This window comes from Brachyspira intermedia PWS/A (assembly GCF_000223215.1).
Lineage (GTDB): Bacteria > Spirochaetota > Brachyspiria > Brachyspirales > Brachyspiraceae > Brachyspira > Brachyspira intermedia.
Map to the genome: position 1 here is coordinate 2,363,759 of NC_017243.1, position 22,835 is coordinate 2,386,593.

Here is a 22,835-nt window from a genome sequence, read left to right on the forward strand (position 1 = left end):
AAAAAAGGGGCTGTAATGAACAGTCCCTTTATTATTATAGCATCTTTTTCTATTAATCTATTTCTCTAATAACCTTGAAAAAATTATCAATAGTAGTTTGAGATATCAGATTTTTTTCATAATAGTCTATTATATTATTTTTGAACAAAGCAGAATCCAGAGCATCTTTATTCTTTTTATCTATTTTATGAATTTGCTTATCATTATCATCGAATAAATCTTCTATTGTAACAAAATTAGAACTTATATCTTCAAGCTGTGTTATTCTTAAATTTGTTCCTTCTGCTAACTCTGTAAATTGATCTGCTGAAATATCACTGTCAATTAATAATATCGGCTTAGCAGAAAGTTTACATAATGAATCTATTATATCATTTTTCTTTCTTTCATCATTAGGCCTTCCCACTCCATTAATAGGCATAAATGCTGTATTTATTTCTCTATTTTCTATATGCTCCATTAATAATTTAAAAGCTGTAAGATAATTATAATCTGTAATACCTTCAACATATACTATTTTAGTATCTCTCATAATATCTATATGCTTAACACCAAATGCATTTATAATTTTTTCTAATGTATCTACTTTACCATAAGTAGCAGAGAAATCATTTTCTATTTTTACTCCTATACCGTCTTGTTTTGGTTCTACTATTTTTAATTCATCTAAATAATGAATATCTGCAAAATAAGGAATTTGAGTAGATGTGATTATAGTAACGCCATTATCTTTAGCAAACTCTTTCAAAAATTTTCTTAATTCTTTTATTAAAGGAACTGATAAATGCTGTTCAGGCTCATCAATTATAATTATATCACCTTTTTTTAATTCATTAGGATTGATTGTATTAAAGAATAAACTGAAAAACCAATTAAATCCTTCAGATTCATTTTCTAGATTAGTAATACCATTTCTAGTTTCAAAATATATTTTTATAAAGTATTCATCTAATGCTATTTTAAATTTATATTCATTATTTGATTTATATAGTTCATTGAATTTCTTTGATACGGTGTTGTCAAAAAGTTTATTTATTTCATTTTCTGTCTGTTTTGCAAAAGCAACATCAGATAATATATTAGTATAGTTTTTTATTAAATTATTATACATCTCCATATTATCTGCCGCTTTGAATAATGAACGTAAAAAATGAGATTTGGTTATAATATTTTCAGTTTTATCATGATAATGTCCATTACTGCTATAGCATCCCACAGTAAGCTCGCTGTTTTTTACATTTTCTCTATGAACATATATATTTATATTTACAGACTCAATTTCTGCTAAAATTTCTAATAAGTATTTTAAATCATTTTTATTAATCTGATTTTCATCGAAATTAAACTCACGGTATCCGGTATTTTTATTTTGTTCATAAGATTCATCATCAAGCAAACTTATTAATAATTTTAATTTATCTATATTTTCATTTTCTTTATATTTAGAAATTATATCCATTATTTTTGATACAGTATAATTTAATATATCTTCATAAGCATATTCTGTTTTTGATTTATTATCATATTTATAATTATATTCATAAACAAAGTATATACTGCTGCCGTATTTTGAAGTAACATTATTTGTGGAATTGTATATATAATCCATTATTTTTGACAAATAATTTTTACTTAAAATAATATCTGAATTGATTTTATTTTCTTCTAATTCCCATACAAGTTTATCTTTATATTCATCTTTTTCGCTGTATCCAGTTTTTTTTATTCTAATAGTTCTACATTTACCTTTATATACAAGTCCGCTATCTGCTTCAATAAATATTTCTAACTCTGGTTTGCATCCTATAAAACCATCTATTTTAGGATTATCTTTTCTGCCGTTTATACCGCCTTTAAATGATTTTTCTATTGCTGATAGTATATTACTTTTACCGGTGCCGTTTGCCCCTATAATGCTTATTAATGCCCCTTGCTCTATATCACCATTAAGATATAATCTGCCGTATTTTACTTCATCTTCTTTCTTTTCTGAATTATATTCTGCCTCCTTACTTACAATTACAGGATTAATATTTCTGAAGTTTTTAATTGTTAAATATCTTTTCATAAGTTTTTCCCTAAATTTTATTGCTTATCTTTATTTGATAATCTCATTCTGAAACCTTGAGATTTATATAAACTCATAAGAGGTGATATAAACTCATAATCCTCTTCAGATAATTTTTTGTCCGGATCAGTAGAAAGTTTTTTACATTTCATCAAATAATCTAATATAGGATCAAAAAAATTATCCTCTGTAAGCATATATATAAAATCCTCTTTTGTTTTATTTTCTGTTTTTAATAATGATTTTATTTTCATCCTTTTAACCTCCTCAGTATTATTTGTATTGCTATTCTCAACGATATTATTCATTATATAATAAATAACATTATTACTTCCTATGTTTTTACTGTTTTGTATATAATCAAAGAGATTTAATATTTTTGTATCTATTGTACTTCTATTACCTTCTTCGTACATATCTATATATTTATATAAAGTAGGTCTTGATATTTTAAGATATTCTGCAAGATCAGATATTCTCAAACCTAAATCTCTTATTTTTTCTCTTAATAATTTATTTTCCATTTTTATTTTTCTCTTTTATTAAATTAAAAATTAATATTCCATAGACATAATACAATTTTTCTAATAACTAAAATATAGTGTTCTTATAAAATCCCTAATACATCTAGAATATAAACTATTTACACAAAATGTCAATATTTAATTTACAAATAATGTAAAATAATAATTTACAAAAAGTGTAAACAACAAAAAGGTTCGCAAAAAGTATCAAACTAATTGCAAACCTTTTATATTTATTATTTTTTATTAATCATTAAAAATTATTTAGCATATTCTCCAATAGACTCTTTAACATAATTGATATTTGCTGCAGTATTCATACTATCTTTAGCAGAACGAACGAAGAACTCTAAACGATTTACAGTATTAACTTCGCTTGCTCCTGCATCCATATCTAAATAAAGAAGATTCAAATCAGGATATCTAGTTTTAAGTCTAGTTTCAATACCTCTAGCTATGATATGGTTAGCAATACAACCGAAAGGCTGAAGACAAAGTACATTGTTTACGCCCTCCTCAGCGAAAGTTGCTATTTCACCAGGTAAAAGCCAAGCCTCTCCAAACTGATTAGTCATAGCAGTAACTTTAGCAGCATTTTCAGCTATTTGTCTTATATGATGTGCAGGTCTAAAGCCTTTGAATTTAGACATCATCTGATTTATAGAATCTATTCTCATATCAATAACTTTTTCAGATATTTTAGAACCATAATATCCTAAGAATGATACATCTCTAGCATTAGTTTCTTTATTAACCTGTTCGCTTATAACCTTCTGTACAAAGAAGTCAAATACAGGAGGAACTATAACCTCAACGCCTTTAGCCATAAGCCAATCGCAAACATCTCCATTAGCAAAGCTGTTATATTTTACATAAATCTCACCTACTAATCCAGCTTTAGGAAGCATTAAATTATCATTAGTTTCAATAGCATTAAACTCTGCTATAGCCTGTTTTAATAATTTATCAGTAGGTTTAAGAGCGAAATCTTTAGGGTGTAATGCTATATATTTATTAGCAAGTGCCAAAGACTCACCTTTTTTAACTTCTCTGGCAGCACAGTAATAATACATTGTAGATATAGCATCAGCATAAGGCATAGCTATAATACCCTCTTTCATCAAGTCCATTTTTGAAAGCTCAAATCCAGGCTGATCATTTATAACTGTTAAACCAACTGTAACAACAGGAACATCAGGATAACCTGCATTTATTAATCCTCTCTTTATAAGAGAAGCATAATTACTAGCCCTACATTGTCCGCCTGTTTGAGTGATACCTGCAGCTATATTTTTAGGATCATATTTTCCGCTTTGAACGGCTCTTATAATATCACCTATTACTATTGTTGCAGGATAACATATATCTTGGTTGGCATATCTTAAACCTAATTCCACAGATTCAACATCAGGTTCAGGAAGAGGTATTGTATCATATCCGCTTCTTTCTAATAAAGTTAAAATCATAGGATCATAGAAATGTCCAAATTTAGGTACAAGTATTGCACGTCTGTCATTTTTCTCATATCTTTTAATAATAGTTCTATTAGATTCTTCGCTTGGTGTAAAGTCGCCTTTCATCTTCATACTTTCTATCATAGAACGTATTCTTAATCTTATACTTCCAGGACTTGATATCTCATCTACTTTTACCAAAGTAGGACTCTTACCATAAGCATTAAGTATAGATTTTATTTCATCTGAAGTAGTAGCATCAGGACCGCATCCGAAACTATTAATTTGAACTACTTCAAGCTTCATATCTTTTTGTTTGCAAGCCCATAAAGCAGCTTTAAACATTTTATTAGGGTAAGACCATTGAGTTAATACTTGAACATCAGCAAGAGATTCATCTATATCCAAACCATCTTCAGTAATAACATTGATACCAAATGAAGCAATAGTTTCAGGTATCTTATGATTGATTAATGGGTCAATATGATAAGGTCTGCTTACTATAAGTATAGTAGGAGTTTGAGTTTCTTTGGCATGTTCTATTATTTTTTTGCCTTCAGCTCTTAATTCCTCTTTAATTCTTACCTGTTCTTTTAAAGCCATTTTGAAAGCTCTGTCGAAATCTTTTTTATTTATTCCTAATACTTTAACGAAATAAGCCTTACAGCCTTTGTACAATAAATCTTCATTCAAGAAAGAAATTGTCGGAGCATCAAAAGGAATTCCGTATTTAGTTAATGGACTTATAGAACTGTCTATTACATCAGGATATCCTGTAACAACCGGACAGTTATAACTATTAACACTTCCGTCATCTTCAGCTTTTTCTAATACTACAGATGGATAGAATATTCTGTCAACTTTAGACTCTATCAAATCATATATATGTCCGTTAGCTATTTTAGCAGGGAAACATATATTATCGCTCATAACAGTACCGGAACCTTTTTCAGCTATAGCCATGCTTGATGGTGAAGATAATTGTACTCTGTATCCGCATTCAACAAGTATAGTAGCCCAGAATGGGAAGTTTTGATACATATTAAGTACGCGAGGTATACCGATAGTACCTTTTATTTCATCTGAAGCAGGTGCTAAAGGTCTGTCGAATAATAAAGAAAGTTTTTTCTGAGTGATATCCATTCCATAATTTCTTTCTTTATTTCCTTTATTAGTGAATATTCTTTCGCATTTATTGCCTGTGTAGAATGATTTATTATCTTTGAATTTTAATCTAGTAACTGTACAAAGGTTTTCGCAGCCTTTACAAGTAAGCTGTTTTCTTTCATAATCATTAGCTTCCTGTAAATTATCCAAACCTATAAATGTTGTATCTTCTTCTTTAGCGTTGTATGTATCTAAAGCAAGCAATGCACAACCATAAGCTCCCATAAGTTCAGATATATCAGGACGAATAACTTTTTTATCTAAAAACTTTTCTACAGAACGCAACACTGCAGCATTTTTGAAAGTACCGCCCTGAACAACTATATGATCGCCCAAAATAGAAGTATCAGTAATTTTTAATACTTTAGTGAAACAGTTTAAAGTAACACTCTTAGCAAGTCCTGCAGAAATATCAGCAACTGAAGAACCTTCTCTCAAAGATTGTTTTACTTTACTATTCATAAACACTGTACAGCGGCTTCCCAAATCGCAAGGTCTTGCAGATTCGCATGCAATATTAGCAAAATCAGCAACTTTATAACCCATTCCGCGTGCAAATGTTTCTATGAATGAACCGCATCCTGAAGAACAAGCCTCATTAATTTCAATATTTTCTATAATACCGTCTTTAATGAATATAGCTTTCATATCCTGTCCGCCTATATCAAGTATAAAGCTGACATCTTTATCGAAAGCCTTAGCACCTCTGTAATGTGCCATAGTTTCAACGATACCCTCGTCCATATTGAAAGCGGCTTTTATTAAATCCTCTCCATAACCTGTAACGGCAGTTCTTGCTATATTGATTTTTATATTTTTCTCATCTAATTCTTTTTTAATCTCTGTAAGTCCTTCAGTAACAGCACCAACAGGATTACCATTATTGTTTCTATAATGTCTTAATACTACCTGTCCGTCCTCATCAATAATAACGATTTTTGTAGTAGTAGAACCAGAGTCTATTCCTAAGAATGTATTTTTACCATTAACAGTTGATACATCAGCAGATCTTACTTTATCTTTGCTATGCTCTTCTGTCCATTCTTTGTATTCTTCCTGACTTGTAAATAAAGCTTCTCTTGTTTTTGAATTAGTGATTTTTACTTCTGCTGAAATATTTTCTACTAATTTATATAATTCAGAAACTTTTATTGTAGTTTGTTCCTCTTTTTCACCGAAAGCTGCACCTATTGCTGCAGTTAATTCTGGGTGGTCTACTGTATACATATCATCTTCTGAAGCATTAAGAAGAGCCAAGAATGTTTTTCTTAATTCAGGAAGGAATGTTAAAGGTCCGCCTGTAAATAATATTTTAGGCTTAATCTCGAAACCTTTAGCCAAAGTATTAACTGTTTGAACAGCAACAGCTTGGAATATACTTTTAGCAATATCAGCTTTAGGTATATCACGGCTTATAAGAGTTTGAACATCTGTTTTAGCGAATACTCCGCATCTGCTTGCCATAGGATATATAGAAGTAGATTTTTCAGCTAATACAGAAAGTTCTGAAGGCTGAACATTAAGAAGTGTAGCCATCTGGTCTATGAATGCTCCTGTACCGCCTGCACAGTTACCATTCATTCTTATATCCGCTTTGAAATTATCATCAAATACTATGATTTTAGCATCCTCTCCGCCTATATCTATCAAAGTTCTTCCATAAGGATAAATCTTTCTGATAGCTGTTGAAGAAGCAATTACCTCTTGAATGAAACTAATACCTGTTTTTTCGCAGACACCCATTCCTGCTGTACCTGTCATAGCAAGAGAAAGTTTTAAATCTCCATGCATAGCTTGTAAATTATCAAGTATAGACAATAATGTATCCTTTACATCAGCGTTATGTCTGACATAAGTTTTGAATATCATATTGTCATTATCATATACAACCATCTTTGCGGTAGTTGAACCAATGTCAATACCTGCTTTGAAAATTTTTTCCATAATATCTCTCCTAAAAGTAAACTATTTATTTATTCCAGTATCATATTGTACGTATTAACAAATATTATTTTAGTTTTATGATTCTTTATATTTTCCTCCGGTATATGTCCGTAGGAAAGAACTATTATAGTATCATCTTTTTTAGCATAGTGAACATTGTCGCCATTGATGCCTATAATACCAGTACCCCTTATTCCTTTAACAACTTCAGTTTCAAAGCGAATATCATTACTCAAATTAATAACAGATACCCTCTCCCCGTCCATTATATCCGATTTATCGAGTAAGGCTTCATCTATTGTTATTGAATCTCTAAAATTTAAATCCGTCCTTGTAACTGTAAGTCTATTTATCTTGGATTTTATGACACTTCTCATCATATATTAAAATCCATATAGTCTATTTTTTTACAAATATTTTACTTATTATATTAGAAAATGTCAATATTACAAATTTAAATATTTATTAATAATGGTTATTATATACTAGGCAAATTTTTATTATAATTATACATATTATACGTATAATCAAAAAGGACTTATAAAAGCATTAAATAAATTTCCGTTCAAGTTTCCTTCTACAATTATATCCATTCTGAAAACATTTTTATTTCCTAATCTATAATTAACATAATCATCTTTTTCATGAACTATAATTTCTAGAAAATCCATCTTACCCATAAACTCTTTTATAAAAACTTCTTCATCAATGGTATTTCCTCCATTCTTAGAAGAAATATTATTACCCTCTCTTATAATTTTTCTTGCAGAATAATCTTTTACTTTTTTATCAAATTCTTCTTTGTTTAAAAATACATCTCTTAAAAATGAAGCAGCCTTATTTTTATCGCTTTCATTAGAATCATCAAAAGCAGTAAGAATTTTTTTATTATTAACCCATTCAATCTCTTTATCAAAAGAACCTACCATTCTATTATATAAGAAGCTTCCAAGAACTTCATCATTATAATAAATAGGAATTAAATATTCTTTAAGCATTTTATTTAAATCTTCATCTTTATAATTATTATCTATAATATCTGAAAGCAAAAACTCGGCAAGATCTTCACCCTGCTCTTTTTCGTATCTGACTTTTAATTTGACAATAGATTCTCTTTTTATTATCTTCTTATAATAATCTAATTCCTTTTCATAGATTTTCATTCTTACAACTATTTTTTTATTCTTTTCTATGTATCCTGTTTCAATATCCTTATATGCAATACACATAATAAGCACATTAATTTTATTATCATCTTCAGTTTTTGCCCCAAAAAAATCAGGAGAACCTATTATAAAAGCAACATCTTTATATTCTTCTGAAAACTCACTTTCTTTTTGCAAATAAAACATAATTAAAATCCATAATTGTATTATAAAATAATGATTTATTTTAAAACAAATAACAATAATTGTCAAAAAAAAATATACTATATTGATAATAAATATTTTTTATTATAAAATTACGCAAAAATATATTAAAGGAGTTGAAAATGAAGAAAGACATTTTCACAAGCTCTATAGGAGTTATAATAGCCGGTGCTATTATAGGTGCTATAGCTGCTTGGCTCTCTGTAATGGGCAATCCTGCTAATATGGGTATATGTATTGCATGCTTTACCCGAGATTTAGCCGGAGCTGTCGGATTGCATAGAGCGGCTGCTGTACAATATATAAGACCTGAATTAATAGGGCTTGTTATAGGTGCATCAGTTTCGGCAATACTCTCTAAAGAATTCGTTCCTAAGGGAGGAAGCTCGCCTATTATAAGATTCTGTTTAGGCTTCTTTGCTATGATCGGTGCTTTAGTTTTCTTGGGCTGTCCTTGGAGAACTTTGCTTAGAGTAGCAGGAGGAGATATTAACGGAATATTCGGTTTAATAGGCATCATTATAGGCGGAGGAATTGGAGTTTTCTTCTGGAAACAAAATTTCTCTTTAGGTCAGCCAAAAGCTTATAAAAATAAGTTAGTAGGTTTATTGCCTCTAGTTGTATCAATAATACTTTTGATTTTATTATTGAAACAAACAAAATTTTCTGAAGGAGGTCCAATATTCTTTTCTGAATCCGGTCCGGGAAGTATGAGAGCCCCTATCATTATAGCTTTAATAGCTTCAATAGTTATAGGGTTCATAGCACAAAAATCAAGATTCTGTACTGTAGGCGGACTTAGAGATGGAATATTTATGAAAGATTTCCATATGACTAAAGGTGTTATAGCTTTTATAGTTGCTGCTTTTATAGTAAACATAATAACTAACAGATTTAGTTTTTCTATGGAAAATCAGCCAATAGCCCATACAAATATTTTATGGAATACTGTATCAATGATTCTTACAGGTTTAGCATTTACTTTAGGTACAGGATGCCCTGGAAGACAAGTGATACAATCTGCGGAAGGTAATATGGACAGTTTCATATTCGTTATAGGTATGTTAGTTGGTGCTGGATTTGCTCATAACTTTAATTTAGCAAGTTCAACTTCAGGCCCTACTACTTATGGAATGGGAGCTGTTATTTTAGGTTTGGTATTTTGTATAATAATTGGTTTTACAATGAAAGAAAATACCGCTAATTGATATATTTCTTGTACAGCCGTGTGCTGCCATAATATAAATGGAAATATACCGCAACAAATTTTTGGAAGTAATATAATGAACTTTGCCTCTGCTTTGTATTCTTAAAACTTAATAAAGTTATGATAATACAAGGCAGAGGCAGAGATCATAAAAAAATTTAGATAAAAAATATAATGCTTATTATAATAATAAGAATTTTTCTAAATAAAACTTCCACAATTTTCAAAAAAACACTACAAATTACTCATTTTTTAATTAATCAAAAGGAAATTGCTATGCCGGATACTATAAAAGTAGATACTAGAGGAATGTCATGTTCTCAAGCCTCTTTTCAGGCCAAATGTGCCGCTATTAATAATACAGAATTAAATACTATTATAGAAGTTTTGGTAAGCGGACATTCAAGCTGTGAAAGTGTTATAAGAGGATGCAAAAAATACGGTTATGAAGGTACTTTCAAAAATATAGAAAATGAAGATATACTTGTAACCTTAACAAAAGTAAAGTGATATTTTAATTATCAATACTAAAAATTTTTAAGTTTTTCAATTTTTTTATTGTTCTTTTTCCCGCTAGACTTCATTGAGAACCATACTAAGTACTCCTCACGAAGTGTCCCTATGGCAAGCGAAAGTGCAAGTATAAAATTAGTATTGAATCTACATTTAAGATAGATTATTAATTTAATCCCAAATTTAGCCTTTTACAAAGCGTATCCGAGTCTGTTGAGGATATAGCTTCTTCGTGCAATACCATACCTACACTTACAGTGGACTTCGTCAGGTACTCTTTTCAGTCGCAGTACTTTCTTCGGTCTCAAAAGAAGTGGGGTGCGGCACGACTGTGTGCTTCGCAAGGCAAAGCCCCAGATATCAAAACAAAAATATAACTTTACTTTTGACAAAATATAATTGTTTAGGTATATACATATAATTTTTATAAAACATTATTATTCTATTTACTATCATTATTATAATTAAAAATAAGTTAAATAAAAAAGGAGGCATTAAAGCCCCCTTTATATTCAAAATGAAAATTCAATTATTTACTAGCTAATTCATGAGCATAAGCCATTCTAAACATATCAACTTCATTAAATTGTTTAGTAATGAATTGAATACCTATAGGCATATTGTTTTTATCTGCTCCGCAAGGTACGCTCATAGCAGGAAGACCTACCAAGTTAATATTAGAAACATAACTATCAGCCAAGAAACTTAAAGCACTGTCAGTTTGATCTCTTGTACCTAAAAGTCCTGCAGTTACAGGAGAAGTAGGAGAAACAATAACATCAACATTTTTGAATGCATTATCAAAATCCATTTGCATTAACTTTCTTACTTTTAATGCATGCTGATAATGGCTGTAGAAGAATCTTTTACCAGTCATTAAAGTACCGAATAATATTCTAGCTCTAGTTTCAAAAGCAAGTCCTACACTTCTTGAAGTATAGTAATATTCATCTAGATTGAAATCGCCTTTAGGGTGATATCCGTATCTTATACCGTCATATCTTCCCATATTAGAAGCTACTTCAACATCCATAACTGCTGTATAAACTCTTGAACCATATTTTGCATTAGGTAAGCTAATCTCAACAATTTCAGCACCTTGATCTTTTAATTTACCTATAGCATCCATAACATTTTCTTTAACATCATGAGATATTAAATCTGTGTCATAATACTCTTTAGCAAGTCCTATTTTCATTCCTTTAATATTACCATCTAAAGCAGCAACATAATCAGGAACCGGTATATTTAAAGTAGTGGATTCTTTAGGATCGAAACCAGCTATAATTTTTGTCATCAAAGCAGCATCTTTAACATCTTTAGTCAAAGGTCCAACTTGGTCTAAACTGCTAGCCATAGCAATACATCCTAATCTAGGAACTCTTCCATAAGTAGGCTTAACACCAACTATACCGCAGAAAGAAGCCGGCTGTCTTATAGAACCGCCTGTATCACTTCCTAAAGCACCGAAAGCAAAATTAGCAGCAACCGCAGCAGCAGAACCGCCTGAAGAACCACCAGGAACATGAGCTCTGTTTTTAGGGTTTCTAGTAACTCCATAGTTAGAAGTTTCTGTAGTACCGCCCATAGCAAACTCATCCATATTAGTTCTGCCTATAATAATAGCACCATTATCTATTAATCTCTGAACTGTTGGAGCAGTATAAGGAGCTTTATAGCCTTCAAGCATTTTTGAAGAAGCTGTCATTAAATGATCCTTATAACATAAATTGTCTTTGATAGCCAAAGGAACACCAAGCAAAGGCAAATCTTCACCATTATTGATTCTTTCCTGAGCTTTTTTAGCCTGTTCTAATGCTTCTTCTTTGAAAATTTCAAGATATGCGTATATTTTATCATCTCTTTTATTGTCTTCTTCTATTTTTTTATAATAGAATCAACTAATGTAGGAGCATCTATTTCTTTATTCTTTAATTTTTCTCTTATTTGAATTATAGTCAATTCATTTAACTCCATAGTAAAAAACCTCTCATATTAAATAGAAATATAATAAAAGTTATTAATTTGAAAGATTATATCATAAATATATGTTTTTTGCAAAAAATAAATATATTTTTTAAACCATAATATAAAAAATAGAGAGCCTGAATATTACAGACTCTCTATTTATTAAAAATCAATTACAATTACTGAGCATTATCAGTAGCTTGAGTATTATTCTCATCTGCATTTTCATCTTTAGGAGGATTAATTTCAGGTGGTATTCCTACAGGAACATCAGCAAAATCAAAATAATTTTCATAATAAGATTTTTGGAATCTGTTAGCTATAGGCTGCATTCTAAAATTATCTACATAAGAAGCTACAAAGTTAATGTTTTTACCACCATAAGTAGCATAATAAACAGCCAAAGAAGTATTAGCTGATTTATTAGCATAGTTACCATATCTCATAGAAGTAAAATCATCAAAAGTAGAATATCTGCTATTATGGAATCCACCATATTTAGTATGGAATCCGCCTAAAGTTCTGCTGAATAAACCTCTAGACATTACATAACCAGGATGGGCATATTCTTTACCTTCATTTCTTGATTTGTATTGTTCTAAAGTGTAATCACCTTCATAAACAGCACTTACAGCAAATAATTTATCTTCATGGAAGAAGAATTTATAAGCCCATTTAGTCTGTTTTCCTGCTAAAGTAGCATCATCATTAATATTATCAGCTCTAACTGTCATACATTTAAATTCATTAGTAACTATAAAGTTAAAGTATAAAATGCCTGAATCTCTTGTGAAAAGTTCAGAAACATCATTAGTAGTGAATTTAACATTTATCCAATTCATAGTATGAGGATTGTACCATACTAAATCAGGATCTGGATACTTACTAACATAAAATGTACCGCTTATAGGCTCAGCAGCAGCTGAAGAGAAATTAGAAGCTATTAATATCTCATTAACTTCATCTGGAGTAATTCCATAAGGAACCATATTGTGGAACATGTATGGAACTGTTTCATAAGCAAAAGCAGAGATACTTACAGCTACAAACAAAAACATAACTAGTAATTTTTTCATTTTGTTCTCCAAGATTTTTATTATTCATTATTATACATTATTGAATAATAAAATCAAATGCATTATGTTTACTTGCAGATATTTTTTTACACTTTTAATAAACATAACTTAATAATAAAGTTATATATATTGACTTTTTGTAAAAAATAATTTATTATATTACGATTAAAAATATATACTTCGCTTCTATGATAAAATTTTTACAAAAAATTAATAAAATTCAGAGAAGCTTTGTCCAAGGAGTTAAAAACAATGAGAGAATATGAAATATTATTCGTAACAGAAATCAATGACGCTGTGCATCAAACTGCAAAAGATCATGTAAAAACTATTCTTCAAAACTATCATGCTGAAATATTTAATGAAGCTGATTATGGTATTCATAATTTAAGCTACCCTATCCGTAAAGTAAATCAGGGTAAATTCTATTATTATCATTTTAGATGCGACGGCAATAGTTTAGCTAGCATTGAAAAAGAATTACGTTATGAACTTAGCATATTAAGATTTATAATAGTGCGTTTAGATGAAATAATTCAGAAAAACAAAAAAGAAAATAATAAAGAAAATGTTAATAATGAGGAAGCTTCTAAAGAGGCTTAAGCAGGTTTTATTATGGCAACAGATTTTAACAGCGTAACTTTAATAGGAAGACTTACAGCAGACCCTGTATCTAAATATTTACCTAGCGGAAGTGCTGTTGTAGAGTTTTCTATAGCAAATAACTACTATGTAAGCAGCAAAAACACTACTGAAGTTAATTATTTTGATGTAGTGGCTTTTGGAAAAATGGCGGAAACTGTAAGCAAATATCTTACAAAAGGTAAGCAAGTTGCTATAATGGGTACTTTAAGACAGGAAAGATGGCAGGATAAAGATACTAATGCAGCTAGATCTAAAGTGAGAATCATCATGCAATCTATGCAGATGCTTGGTGCTTCTTCCGGAAATGTTGCTGCTGGTATGGATACAGCATATTCACCTTCTGTTTCTGCTGGAAATGTTGATTTAGGCAGCTTTGAAGATGATGATGAAGTGCCATTTTGATGATTAATAAAAAGCATAATTTTTTAGGAGAAAAACAATGGATTTAGAAAATACAGAAAATGTAGAAAATAATAATAATGAAGAAGAAATAAAAGCTAAAGGCGAAAAAAAGCCTCATTTCAATAAAGAATTAAATGAAAAAGACGGAAGAAAAAAATTCTTTAAGAAAAAAGTTTGCTACTTCTGCAAAAACAATATTGATGTTTTAGACTATAAAGATATTAAATTATTAAAAAGATACGTTAAAGACAGCGGTAAAATTATACCTAAACGCTTAAACGGTACTTGCTCTAAACATCAGAGATTAGTTACTAAAGCTATTAAAAGAGCTAGAAATATAGCACTTTTACCTTATGAAACTAGATATTAATTTTTAAAATTATAAATTAAAACAGCCGTTATGATATATTCTAGCGGCTGTTTTTTTATTTTAAATTTCAATAAAATACGTATATACTGTATTTACTAAAATAGAATATATTTGTTATATTTAATTAAGAAAACTAAATATGATAAAAAAGGATAATCAATGAATATAAGACTATTAAGATATATAATAATTACTATTTTTATTACAGCATATATTTCACTTGCTCAAAATAATAATTTGCTTAATTTAAACCAGTTTGATTCATTAAATAAAAATCCTGAAATTAATTTTAATTTAGAAACTAATGATAATAAATTAATAGTAAAAGCAATCATACCAAATAATTATTATGCATATTTAGATTCAAAAATAGCAAATAAAATATTATTCTTTGCAGACAATAAAGAAATAAATACAACTTATCCAAAAGGCAAAAAATATCATGATGATACTATAATAAAAGGCGAACAAGAGTTTATATTAAATGATATTGATATAAATAAAATCAACTTTATAAAAACAACCTATCAATTATGCTCAGCAAAAGATAATGTATGCTTACAGCCTCAAAGTAAAATAATATACGGTGAAGAAATTGATATAGCAAATACTAATATAACAGATGAAAAACCAGAGAATGCAAGCTCTATAGAAAACTATATAAAAGGAAGCAATAATATATTTATAACATTGATTTTAATATTTGCAGCAGGACTTGCATCTGTGCTTTTGCCTTGTACCTATCCCCTACTATCAATTACAGTGTCTATTTTAGGAACCACAACAGACGAAAAAAACAATAAAAAATCAAGCGTATTAGCTTCGCTTTTATTTGCATTGGGTGTAATCACAACTTATACACTTTTAGGTGCTGTAGTTTCTGTGGCTGGATTTGCTTTTCATAAAACTATTCTATTTGGAAGTATTGGATATAATCCTATTGTTTTAACCATATTAGTATTATTATTTTTATACTTCACATTTTCAATGGCTGGATTTTATGAAATTAAAGCTCCTAGTTTCTTACAGTCTGCAAAAACAAATGCATACAGCAAAAAAAATCAATCAATATTCCATAAATATATAATGGGACTTCTTGCAGGAATAGTTGCCACTCCTTGTGCTGCTCCTATAATAGCGGTTATATTGGAAATAGGTTTTCTTAATCCTGTGTTCGCTACTCTATACATGGCTGTTTATGCTTTGGGTTTCGCTTCTGTATTATTCATTCTTGGTACATTCGCTTCAATACTCACAAAAATGCCTAAGGCTGGAACTTGGATGGTATATGTTAAATATATTTTCACTTTCCTAATGATGATAATAAGTTTCTATTATGCTAATATACTTTTCGGAGTTTTAGGATTTAATAAAATAAGTTATATACTTGCTTCAGCTACGATATTAGTATTTGCTGTTTTAGTTTACATAATAAAAAACAAATCTGCTATGTTAAGTGCATTAGAAATAAAAATATTCGTTTCTGTAGTTATTATATCAATAGCATTAGGCTGTACTTACGGATTCATAAAACAAAAAAATGAAGTTTCAAATCATATAACATACAGTGAAGCATTAGAGCTTTCAAAACAAAACAACAAACCGATACTAATAGATTTCTCTGCTGTTTGGTGTGCGAATTGTTATGAGCTTAAAGAGAAAGTATTCGTAAATGAAGAACTAAAAAAATTCATAGATGATAATTTGATTTTCACTGAAGTTGATGTTGATAAATACAAAAATATTTCTGATGAGTATAATGTTAAATGGCTTCCTTGGATAATAGTAATTGACAGCGACAAGAAGATATTATACACAAAGAATTCATTTTCAAGTTTCGATGACAAAATGGCTTTGAGTATAAAAGAAGAGTTAGAGAAAATAATTAATAAATAAATATTATATAATGATTATATTTATCTAAAACTAAATGATATAGAAAATTTATTACTTTTTATATATATACCAACAACTATATTTTATCAAAAATTATTTTCTTATTTTTATTATTTATGGGGACTAGCCCCACCGCTCTGCGTACTTCGCAACACACCCAACTTCTTTTGCGACCGAAGGAAGTACTGTAAGTATTGCCACAAAGAAGCAGGCACAGCCCGCCTACGGCGAAAGGCTATATTTTGGCTTTAATTTAATAAATTATATTACATGTAAGGCTATTTTAGTATGATTGAGTACTAATTTTGTACTTGCACTTTTTGCAACTTTTTGCGGCGGGAAAAAGTTGAATAAAAAATTGACAAACTTAAAAATTTTTAGTATATACTGAAACAAATATTGTAAAAAATAAATTTTTTAAATTTAAAATATTTGCAGGGCTTTGCCCTTACGAAGTACACAGCGTGCATTAGTAGGGCATTCCTCTGTAAGTTCGGCTGATTACCCAACCATTACTGTACAATATTTTTTTGAAAAAATTAGAAAAATATTGTACTTTTTTCGTAGGAAAAAGTACCTTATGTCCTCGCTTTGCTCGTACACGCTACGCGAAAAACTACTTCTTTTGTGGCACAGGCAAAGCCCGCCTACGGCGAGAAGCAAAAAGCATTAACAATCTAATAATATAACTTTAATTTATGCATTGCATAAATGTTCTTTTTTATAAAAAAGAACCAAAAAATTTTAATTATATTAATAATGCAGGATAAAGCCTTTTATACTAAAATAATAACATACTTAAATATACGGCTGATTACCAAACATCAGACAATTATTTTATAGTATTACTTAAAAAATAAGTTTTTTCTAATAAAATATACCACTTAGTATCAATATTATCTAACAATGAATATATCTTCATAATCCTAGTATCTCCTCCTCTATGGAAACTAGGTTCAATATAATATTCTAAAAATAATTTTATATTAGAATTTTCAATTAATTCTATTGCCTTGCAAACTTTTTTGCAACCATCATCCATAAGATAATAATTCTCTTCTATGTACTTAGTAAAATATTTTTTTCATCTATAAAAATAACAAAAAAAGATGTAATAATTGAAGCTTTAAAAATTTCTTCATTTGAGAATAAATTTCCTTCTTTAATCATTAAATAATTTAAAACAACCTTATTAATAAAATAAATGATATCTCTTGGAATTATATTTCCAAAACTAAATACATTATATAAATTAATTATACTTTTTATAGTATTATCAGTTATAACAATATTATTAAATGCTTCTTTTAATTTATTTTCAAAAAATGTTCCCCAATTAATATGGGATATATTAGGGATATCTATTATAAGAGTAAATATTTTTTCAAAAAATTGAGAATTTACACTTGAAATATTTTCCGTATTCATTTGATCATTAAATTTAGAATTAATATTCATAACAGTATCAATGTTTCTCTGCCCATTAATATAATTAAAAAGTATCTCTTTATCTATCAAAAATATAAAAAATATATTTTTATCTAATTCATTATTTGTAGATATAAATAAATATAAATCATATAATATATTTTTTATTTTCTCTGTTTCTATTCTATCGAAATTATCTATAACTATTGCTATACTATTACAATGAGTTTCCTTTCTATAATATTGCTCGACTATATGGTGATAATATTTTTTAAAATCTAAACTTGTTATATCGCCTGTTTCTGTTTCTTCATTTGAAATTTCTTCTGTTTTTAAAGAAGAATTAATAAAAGGAAAAATAACATTAATTATATTGTCAATTAGTTTACATTTATTATTTTTATCATTTTCTTCTTTTTTATTCTCTTTATTCTTTTTATCGCTCTCACCATCTTTTCTGCTTCTACTAAAAGAGAATAATATAAGTATTGAAACTAATACTGATATTATAAGATTATACATTTTATAATATGAATGATGAAATATATTTAACATATCACCAAAATATGAAACTATTTTATAAATAGGCATATGTACAATATAAATAAATATAACTAATATTATTAACTTTGTTGATGTATATAATTTATTTCCTGTTTTTTTCGTAGTCTTTTTTACTGTTCCAGAAATTAATTCTTCTAACTTTGATTTTTCCAATTCCTGACAAGTTTCTTTTATTCCTAATTCATTAGCCAAATTTATCAAAAAACTCTTTTTAATATGCTCATTATATAAAGATAAAGTGTCAAATTCTATGACCTTTATATCTTTTTTTTCTTCTTTTTTAATCATATTAATAATTGTATTTTTACCAGAACCCCACTTTCCAGATAACGCAATTACTTTATTGTCTAATTGATTTCCTTTTATAATATTAACTATACTATTTTTTATTAAAGTAAAAGAATTATTACCTTCAAAAAAATTTTCATCTACAGGTTTATCTGATATAAATTTAGGTTTAGGAATATTATCACTCATAATTTACCTTCATAATATTTTACTTTTGTTAATTTAAATTATAAAGAAAACAATTAAATTATCAACCCACTATATATACCTAAACAACTATATTTTGTCAAAAATTATTTTATTATTTTTATTATTGGTTGGGACTAGACCTACAGCTCTGCGTACTTCATAACACCCCACTTCTTTTGTTGCCACAAAGAAGCAGGCACAGCCCGCCTACGGCGAAAGGCTACATTTGGCTTTAATCTAATAAATTATATTATATGTAAGACTATTTTAGTATGATTTAGTACTATTTTTTATACTTGCACTTTTTGGTTCTTTTTGCTGCGGGAAAAAGAACAACATAAAAATTGACAATTTAAAAATATATTAGTATAATGCCTAAAATATTTTAAATACAGTCTGTAAAAAGTTAAAGGAAAGTTTATGAAAAAATTATATTAATGACAGCTTTAAGCATTTTAATAAGCTGTAATAACAAATCTAATAACACACAAAACAATACAACATTTAATAACAATACAAACATAACAATCACTAACAATACCACTCAAAATACAAATCAAATTATAAGTCAGCAAACAACTCCAACAAGAAAGAAAAAATAGAATTTAAAAATATATATCCTATCAAACCATATACAGAAGCAGAAATTGATGAGATATTATACAAAACTATTGACACAGAATTAGCAGATTATGGAATATCCGACAATTCCAAAAAAGAAAGAAGAGAAGAAGAAAAACAAAGAATGCAGAATATTAAAGATTTACTTTTGAAAGGTATAAATAGCAAAGATGAAGATGGAAACAGCGTATTGACTCTAATGCATAAACTTGATTATAGAAATTATGCTTATAATGATTTAGTGAAATGGCTTGTTGAACATGGCATTAGTTTAGATGATAGTGAAATACTAAATTATAATTATACTGATGAGATTATAGATTATTTATTAGATAGCGGAGTTAATTTTGATTATCAAACAGTATATAATAAAATTGACTTAAAAAATAATAACTATAATTTAATATCAAAATTGATTAAAAAGTTAGAATCTGCAGGTTATTATTTTTCTGATATAGATTATCAATTGCAAAGCGACTTATTATTTCAGTCTATTTTAGCTGACAATTTGGATTTAGTAATATTATTTTTTAAACTTGGTGCTGATATCAATTCCATAAACAGAATGAGTGATGGTTATGTGGGAACTCCTTTAATGTATAGTGTCTATTATGAAAAGTATGATATTATGGATTATTTAAAAGAGAAAAATGCTGATATTACTATTCACTGCTTTCAAGATACAGAAGAATTAGAAAGTATTCATACTTATGATCTTCATATATCTTTTGTATTGATGGAAAATTTTCCTGTTTTAAGTCCTACAAATTTAATTAATACTGTTATCACTGGAAATAATAATGAAGATTTGATGATAAGAATATTAAATAAAATATCTCAAACTTTTAAATTTGCAGATACTAGCTATATTTATTCACCTACCTCACAAACTGAATTTACAAACAATAATGAAAAATATATTTTAATACAAAGTCATATATTAAATGAAGAATATGTAGAAAATCTTATATCAATGGAAAAATATGTACATGATTTTGAAGTAAACGATAAATATTTTAATTATGTAACTATATGGAAAAGAGATAAAAACGATGAAAATAAAGCACAGTTTATAACAGGTTTTTATCCAATGCAAAATGAAGACTATTCACAAACTTATGATATTGCTTCATCAGGAAATTACGTTACAATAGAAGCAATAGATGACGGTACATATTATTATACATTCATAATAGAAAATAATGATTTTTATTTAGATAAATTTTCTATGGAAAAATATAATCGATCAGATCTTAACAAAAAAGAAGAAGAACATTATTATAATTACAAAACAGATGCTGCTAAATTTAATCACACAAGCAGAATAAAACCTATTGATTTAGAAAGAGGTTTCTTTAATAATTTAATAGAATAATACAATAAATAAAAAACAATAAAGGGCTTTAGTTTTTTAATTAACTAAAGCCCTTTATATTATGTTACCTACTAAAAAATTAAATTTCCTCACCATTCTCTATTTTTGTAAGCAAGTCAACTCTTCTGGCATGTCTTCCGCCTTCAAACTCAGCATCAAGCCATTCTTTTACTATCATCTTAGCTAAATCAACACCTACTACCCTAGCACCGAAAGCTATTATATTAGAATTATTATGCTGTTTGGAAAGTTTAGCAGAATAAGGCTCACTGCAAACCGCTGCCCTTATGCCTTTAACTTTATTAGCAGAAAGTGAAATACCTATACCAGTTCCGCATATCAAAACACCGCATTCACATTCTTTGCTTACAATAGCATCAGCAACTTTTTTTCCATATATTGGATAATCAACACTTTCTGTGGTATGCGTTCCAAAATCAGTAACATTATGTCCTAATTCTTCTAAATATTTTATTATCTCTTTTTTCAACTCAACAGCCGAATGATCACAACCTATAGCAATTTTCATAGTTTTTATTTCCTTCATATATTTTTTTTATTAATAAAAATCAATTTACAGCAATAAAGTAAAATTAATTATAGACTATAAGAAAACTCTAATATAGCATAAGTTTTATTATCTTCACTGTCAAACTTTAATAAAACTTTATCATCAATTACAGCTTTCTTTACAACAATAGTATCGCCTAAAGCAGCAGGCACTCTGTATTCTATTCTTATTCTTTTATAATAATCATCAACATAATCTATTGCCATATCAATATATCTGGCATTATTAACATGATTATTATCATCTATAAAATATTTTTTTACTTTGAATCTATCAACTTCTTTTAATAAATTATTATCAACTTTTATTTTTCTAGGTAAATAATTCATTTCCTGCTTCTCATCAAATTTGAAATTTTCTATAAATGATGAAGGCACTCTAATCAAATTACCATTAGATAAATCTACAAATCCGCCTATAGCATAGCAAATAGCAAGCTCATTATAATTTTCATCGTATATAACAGTATTTCTATAACCATAAGCCTCATTACATTCATAAACATAAGTACGTACTATAACTTTATCGCTATATTTTGGAAGTTTGTATATATCAACTTGCCTAGACACCAAAAACATACTCACATTGTTTTCATTAAAATATTTTGTAAGATCTTCTTCTGAATCTAATTGAAAAAAAGAACAGTCCTGCATAAGATCAAATATTGATGATGTTTTCAAAAGTCCGTCTTTATCAATCTGACTTGTTCCTACAATTGTTTTCATTTCATACATAAATAATACCTTTTCTTAAATTTAATTAATATAATTCAAATATTATAATACTAAAATTATAATTGTCAAAGCTATCAAATCATAACACTTTCATATATACCGCACGGTTAGCTGATTTCTTATATAATAAAAATTCTATTATTTAATATGCTAACTTTATATATTAAAATTTAATCGTGCGTTGATACTGCTTTAAATTTAAAAAACTCTAGGGTGGGAATCTATAATTCATATTTAAATTATAAAAATGAATAAAACTATAAAATCAAAATAAATCATTAAATATTAAGGGTGGGAGTGAAATTAAAATTTAAAATCTACTTACATACCCCGCCCTTTAGATTTATAGATTAACTTAATATTTTAACTATATTTATCTTTATTAATTTACAAAGAAAAAAGAAACCCCACCCAAGTTTTGATTAGATTGAATGATAAATTCACCGCACGATTAATATTAT

Annotated in this window: 17 protein-coding genes and 1 pseudogene; 7 read left to right on the plus strand and 11 right to left on the minus strand. The window is 28.0% G+C overall.

Annotated features, from left to right (window positions below; all coding sequences use genetic code 11):
• Positions 1-52: 52 nt before the first annotated feature.
• The 5 genes from BINT_RS10130 to BINT_RS10150 all read right to left on the minus strand — a co-directional run bounded on the left by BINT_RS10130 (position 53) and on the right by BINT_RS10150 (position 8,509).
• Entirely contained in the window at positions 53-2,068 is a 2,016-nt protein-coding gene (locus tag BINT_RS10130; protein WP_014488484.1) for an AAA family ATPase, read from the minus strand.
• A 17-nt stretch (positions 2,069-2,085) separates the two neighbouring features.
• Positions 2,086-2,592, minus strand: coding sequence for a hypothetical protein (locus BINT_RS10135; RefSeq protein WP_014488485.1), 507 nt, complete (start codon positions 2,590-2,592; stop codon positions 2,086-2,088).
• 260 nt (positions 2,593-2,852) lie between these two features.
• Positions 2,853-7,157: an acyl-CoA dehydratase activase-related protein gene (locus BINT_RS10140; RefSeq protein WP_014488486.1), complete on the minus strand. Its 4,305-nt coding sequence runs from the start codon at positions 7,155-7,157 to the stop codon at positions 2,853-2,855.
• 29 nt (positions 7,158-7,186) lie between these two features.
• The gene (locus BINT_RS10145; RefSeq protein ID WP_041177397.1) at positions 7,187-7,537 is read right to left on the minus strand and encodes an aspartate 1-decarboxylase; all 351 of its coding nucleotides are present in this window, start codon (positions 7,535-7,537) and stop codon (positions 7,187-7,189) included.
• Positions 7,538-7,684: 147 nt separating this feature from the next.
• Entirely contained in the window at positions 7,685-8,509 is an 825-nt protein-coding gene (locus BINT_RS10150; protein WP_014488488.1) for a DUF2262 domain-containing protein, read from the minus strand.
• Between the two features lie 140 nt (positions 8,510-8,649).
• Between BINT_RS10150 and yedE the strand changes: the two genes are divergently transcribed.
• Both yedE and BINT_RS10160 read left to right on the plus strand, forming a co-directional pair.
• Entirely contained in the window at positions 8,650-9,735 is a 1,086-nt protein-coding gene (gene yedE / locus BINT_RS10155; RefSeq protein WP_014488490.1) for a YedE family putative selenium transporter, read from the plus strand.
• Positions 9,736-10,010: 275 nt separating this feature from the next.
• Complete coding sequence (locus BINT_RS10160; protein ID WP_014488491.1) at positions 10,011-10,244, plus strand: sulfurtransferase TusA family protein; 234 nt, start codon at positions 10,011-10,013, stop codon at positions 10,242-10,244.
• Between the two features lie 532 nt (positions 10,245-10,776).
• On the opposite strand, the gene gatA is transcribed toward BINT_RS10160, so the two are convergent.
• Complete coding sequence (gene gatA / locus BINT_RS10165; RefSeq protein ID WP_321162744.1) at positions 10,777-12,129, minus strand: Asp-tRNA(Asn)/Glu-tRNA(Gln) amidotransferase subunit GatA; 1,353 nt, start codon at positions 12,127-12,129, stop codon at positions 10,777-10,779.
• A gap of 265 nt (positions 12,130-12,394) precedes the next feature.
• Positions 12,395-13,291, minus strand: a complete 897-nt coding sequence (locus BINT_RS10170) for a hypothetical protein (protein ID WP_014488494.1) — start codon at positions 13,289-13,291, stop codon at positions 12,395-12,397.
• 252 nt (positions 13,292-13,543) lie between these two features.
• Here BINT_RS10170 and rpsF point away from each other — a divergent pair, with 252 nt between their 5' ends.
• From rpsF to BINT_RS10190, 4 genes are all read left to right on the plus strand, one after another.
• The gene (rpsF, locus tag BINT_RS10175; RefSeq protein ID WP_014488495.1) at positions 13,544-13,894 is read left to right on the plus strand and encodes a 30S ribosomal protein S6; all 351 of its coding nucleotides are present in this window, start codon (positions 13,544-13,546) and stop codon (positions 13,892-13,894) included.
• Positions 13,895-13,906: 12 nt separating this feature from the next.
• Entirely contained in the window at positions 13,907-14,338 is a 432-nt protein-coding gene (locus tag BINT_RS10180; protein WP_014488496.1) for a single-stranded DNA-binding protein, read from the plus strand.
• Positions 14,339-14,375: 37 nt separating this feature from the next.
• Complete coding sequence (rpsR, locus tag BINT_RS10185) at positions 14,376-14,708, plus strand: 30S ribosomal protein S18 (RefSeq protein WP_014488497.1); 333 nt, start codon at positions 14,376-14,378, stop codon at positions 14,706-14,708.
• Between the two features lie 159 nt (positions 14,709-14,867).
• Positions 14,868-16,604 carry a protein-disulfide reductase DsbD family protein gene (locus BINT_RS10190; RefSeq protein WP_014488498.1) on the plus strand — a complete coding sequence of 579 codons (1,737 nt, stop codon included), beginning with the start codon at positions 14,868-14,870 and terminating at the stop codon, positions 16,602-16,604.
• A gap of 832 nt (positions 16,605-17,436) precedes the next feature.
• Here BINT_RS10190 and BINT_RS10195 read toward each other — a convergent pair.
• On the minus strand, positions 17,437-17,646 hold the full coding sequence (locus BINT_RS10195; protein ID WP_014488499.1) for a hypothetical protein: 210 nt from the start codon (positions 17,644-17,646) through the stop codon (positions 17,437-17,439).
• Positions 17,647-17,663: 17 nt separating this feature from the next.
• The gene (locus tag BINT_RS10200; protein ID WP_014488500.1) at positions 17,664-19,073 is read right to left on the minus strand and encodes a P-loop NTPase fold protein; all 1,410 of its coding nucleotides are present in this window, start codon (positions 19,071-19,073) and stop codon (positions 17,664-17,666) included.
• 437 nt (positions 19,074-19,510) lie between these two features.
• On the opposite strand from BINT_RS10200, the pseudogene BINT_RS10205 reads away from it, so the two are divergent.
• Positions 19,511-21,069 (plus strand): annotated as a pseudogene (locus BINT_RS10205) (ankyrin repeat domain-containing protein).
• A 79-nt stretch (positions 21,070-21,148) separates the two neighbouring features.
• On the opposite strand, the gene rpiB reads toward BINT_RS10205, so the two are convergent.
• Both rpiB and BINT_RS10215 read right to left on the minus strand, forming a co-directional pair.
• Entirely contained in the window at positions 21,149-21,598 is a 450-nt protein-coding gene (gene rpiB / locus BINT_RS10210) for a ribose 5-phosphate isomerase B (RefSeq protein ID WP_041177398.1), read from the minus strand.
• Between the two features lie 68 nt (positions 21,599-21,666).
• A complete protein-coding gene (locus BINT_RS10215; protein ID WP_014488504.1) occupies positions 21,667-22,374 on the minus strand; it encodes an acyl-[acyl-carrier-protein] thioesterase in 708 nt (235 codons plus the stop codon).
• Positions 22,375-22,835: the final 461 nt, after the last annotated feature.